The sequence below is a fragment of the Streptomyces sp. NPDC059398 genome, from assembly GCF_042751845.1.
Taxonomy (GTDB): Bacteria; Actinomycetota; Actinomycetes; order Streptomycetales; family Streptomycetaceae; genus Streptomyces.
Genome location: NZ_JBHYWP010000001.1, coordinates 232,821 through 236,669, shown reverse-complemented (window position 1 = coordinate 236,669; position 3,849 = coordinate 232,821). Strand labels below are relative to the sequence as shown.

General features: G+C 72.7%; 2 protein-coding genes. One reads left to right on the top strand and one right to left on the bottom strand.

Translation table 11 applies throughout. The features are described from left to right. The coding region (locus ACFXBC_RS01055; protein ID WP_385016981.1) for an ATP-binding protein at positions 1-516 on the bottom strand (516 nt) is incomplete at its 3' end. 160 nt (positions 517-676) lie between these two features. Between ACFXBC_RS01055 and ACFXBC_RS01050 the strand changes: the two genes are divergently transcribed. Further along, positions 677-3,778 carry an alpha-mannosidase gene (locus ACFXBC_RS01050; RefSeq protein ID WP_385016978.1) on the top strand — a complete coding sequence of 1,034 codons (3,102 nt, stop codon included), beginning with the start codon at positions 677-679 and terminating at the stop codon, positions 3,776-3,778. The last annotated feature ends 71 nt before the right edge of the window (positions 3,779-3,849 follow it).

Sequence of the window (3,849 nt, the reverse complement as noted above, 5' to 3'; positions counted from 1 at the left end):
GAGCGCCAGCCCCCCCGTGTGGTTGTGTGCGCCCACCCTGCGGACTAGGCTATAACCCCCCACGACCCCCCATTCGAGTTGGAACCAGACCGATTTGCCCACCTCATGGGTCCGTACGCCCCAGGAATCCGCGAGGGCCTGCACCAGGACCAGCCCCCGGCCGTGGGTGCTCTCGTCGTCGGCGCGGGCCGGCTCCGGCCGGCCGCTCATGAAATCCCGCACCTCCACCCGGAGCCCGGCCGGGCCGACACCGGCCGTGACGACCGCTCCCCGGTCGGTGTGGATCAGCGCGTTCGTCACCAGCTCGCTGGTGAGCAGCTCCGCCACATCGGCGCTGCTCTGGCTCCCGCATCTGCGCAGCAGCTCCCTGAGCCCATGCCGTACGTCCTTCACCGCGGGCAGGTCCCCCCGGCCGAGTCTGCGGCGCAGCCGCCCGCTCCGGCGCCCTTCCGGTGTGCCGGTGCCCTGGCCGCACTGGTCCGGTGCGGTACGCATGCCACTGTGACGCCCCGTCATATCCCCCGCCTGCACCTCGTAGTGGCCTGTCCCCCTCGAACGGCCTCAGCCCATGCATGCCCGGCAGGCGGGTGCTCACGCCTCGCGGGCGGGTGCCGTGCGCTCCGCCGGGGAAGGCAAGCGGGGAACGTCACGCCGAGCCGACGCCGTAGGAGCCGCGATGCACGACGACCGATCGCTGGTGGAGGGCCGCCTGGAGCGGGCCCTGCACCAGTTCATCCGCCCCGCGCAGTACACGGCCCGTGCGGGGCTCACCCTGTCCGTCTGGCATGTGCCCGGTGAGCCGGTGCCCGTGGCGGAGGCCCTGCGCGGCACGTACGAGCCCTTTACGGCCGGGACACGGTGGGGCCGGCCCTGGTCGACGAGCTGGTTCCGGCTGGAGGGCGTCGTTCCGGACGCGTGGGCCGGCCGCCGGGTGGAGGCCGTGATCGACTTGGGATTCACCGGCGACGGCCCGGGGTTCCAGGCCGAGGGGATGATCCACGACGCCGCGGGCGTGCCGGTCAAGGGCATCCACCCGCGCAACCGCCATGTGCCCGTGGCGTCGCCCGCGGCAGGCGGGGAGGAGGTGCGTCTGCTGCTGGAGGCCGCCGCCAACCCGGCGGTGCTGCGGCACGGCTTCGAACCGACGCCGCTGGGTGACGTACTGACCGCGGGCGACACACCGCTCTACCGCTTCGCGTCCGCGGATCTCGCCGTGCTGGACGAGGACGTCTGGCAGCTGGTCATCGACATCGAGGTGCTCTCCGAGCTGATGCGCGAGCTACCGGCCGACCGGAGCAGACACCACGAGATCCTGCGCTCCTTGGAGGACATGCTGGACGCGCTGGACCTGCACGATGTGCCGGGCACGGCGGCGGCCGGGCGGCAGGCGCTCGCGCCCGCACTGGCCAGGCCCGCCGATGCGGGCGCCCACCGGATCTCGGCCACCGGCCACGCCCATATCGACTCCGCCTGGCTGTGGCCGCTGCGCGAGACCGTACGGAAGGCGTCGCGGACCTTCGCCAATGTGACCGCGCTGGCCGCCGACTACCCGGAGCTGGTCTTCGCCTGTTCGCAGGCCCAGCAGTACGCCTGGGTCAAGGAGCACCAGCCGCACATCTGGCAGCGCATCAAGAAGGCCGTGGCGGACGGCAACTGGGCGCCGGTCGGCTCCATGTGGGTCGAGTCCGACGCCAATCTGCCGGGCGGTGAGGCGCTGGCCCGGCAGATCGTGCACGGCAGGCGCTTCTTCACCGACGAACTGGGCGTCGACACCGAGGAGATCTGGCTGCCGGACTCCTTCGGCTACACGGCCGCCTTCCCGCAGCTCGCGAAGCTCGCCGGGATCCGGTGGTTCCTCACCCAGAAGCTGTCCTGGAACCAGGCGAACCGGATGCCGCACCACTCCTTCTGGTGGGAGGGCATCGACGGCACCAGGGTCTTCACCCACTTCCCGCCCGTCGACACCTACAACTCCATGCTGCACGGCTCCGAACTCGCCCACGCTGAGCGGAACTTCGCGGACAAAGGCCGCGCGACGCGCTCCCTGGTGCCGTTCGGGTGGGGCGACGGCGGAGGCGGCCCCACCCGCGAGATGCTGGAGAAGGCGCGCAGGCTCGGGGATCTGGAGGGCTCACCGCGCGTGGAGATCGAGAGGCCGTCGGCGTTCTTCGCGGCGGCCGAGGAGGAGTACGGGCGGCAGGCGCCCGTCTGGTCCGGCGAGCTCTATCTGGAGCTGCACCGCGCCACGTACACCACACAGGCGAAGACCAAGCAGGGCAACCGGCGCAGTGAACACCTGCTGCGAGAGGCCGAGTTGTGGGCCACGGTGGCCTCGCTGCGGTCCGCTGCGTACGCCTACCCGTACGACGAGCTGGACCGGATCTGGAAGACCGTACTGCTCCTCCAGTTCCACGACATCCTGCCGGGCTCCTCGATCGCCTGGGTGTACCGGGAGGCGCGGGAGACCTATGCGGGGGTGCGGGAGGAGCTGGAGGCGATCATCGCCGGAGCGGTCTCGGCGCTCGAACTCGGGCCCGACGTCAGGCCGTCGAGTGACACCCACGCTCCCAGAGCGGTGCTCAATCCCTCTCCGTACGCCCGCCGCGAGGTCGTCCCCACGGCGGGCGGCGGAGACTCCACGGACGACGGGCTCGTCCTCGCCGACGTACCGCCGCTCGGATCGGCGCCGGCCGGGGGTGCCGCCCCGGCGGCAGCGGTGACGGTGACGGGGGAAGGCTCGTCGACCGTGCTCGACAACGGCCTGCTGCGGGTCACGGTGGACGCGGACGGGCTGCTCTCCTCGGTACGCGATCTGACGGCGGACCGTGAGGTCCTGGCGCCCGGGAGCCGTGGCAACCTGCTCCAGCTGCACCCCGACCACCCCAACCAGTGGGACGCCTGGGACATCGACCGGCACTACCGGCGTAGCCGCACCGACCTGACCACCGCCGACTCGGTGGAGGTGGTCGCCGAGGGGCCACTGCGGGCCGCTGTGCGGGTGGTGCGGACCTCCGGGGACTCCCGTATCGCCCAGGAGCTGCGGCTCGACGCGGAGAGCCCGCGGCTCGATGTCGTCACGGAGGTCGACTGGCAGGAGTCCGAGAAGGTGCTCAAGGCCGCCTTCCCGCTCGATGTGCACGCCGAACGGTCCACGGCCGAGATCCAGTTCGGCCATGTGCACCGCGCGACCCACACCAACACCAGCTGGGAAGCGGCCCGTTTCGAGATCTGCGCGCACCGCTGGCTGCGGGTGGCCGAGCCGGGGTACGGGGTCGCGGTGCTCAACGACTCGACGTACGGCCACGATGTGACGCGGGCCGAGCACCGGGACGGGCTGGGCACGACCGTACGGCTGACGCTGCTGCGCGCCCCGCACAGCCCGGACCCGGAGGCGGACCTGGGCACCCACCGGTTCAGCTACGCGCTCCACCCGGGCGCCGATGTGACCGACGCCGTACGGGAGGGGCTCGCGCTCAATCTGCCGCTGCGCACGGCGGACGCCCCCGCGCTGGCACCGCTGGTCGCCACGGACCATCCTGCCGTGACCGTGGAGTCGGTGAAGCTCGCCGACGACCGCAGCGGGGACGTGGTGGTGCGGCTCTACGAGTCGGCGGGCGGGCGCGCGGACGCCACGGTCGGCCTCGGCTTCCCGGTGGGCCGGGCGGACCTCACCGACCTGCTGGAGCGTCCGCTGCGGGAGGTGACGACGGACGGGGACGCGTGCGCGGTCTCGCTGCGGCCGTTCCAGATCCTGACCCTGCGGCTGCGCCCGGCCTGAGCGCCGTGGGGGGCCCCCCGGGGGGGCCCCGCGGGGGCGCGGGGGCGGGGGCCCCCGGGACCGGGGCCGGG

Bases quoted from the DNA above. Each gene is read 5' to 3' on its own strand.
- ACFXBC_RS01050 (WP_385016978.1), top strand. From the start codon at position 677: ATGCACGACGACCGATCGCTGGTGGAGGGCCGCCTGGAGCGGGCCCTG.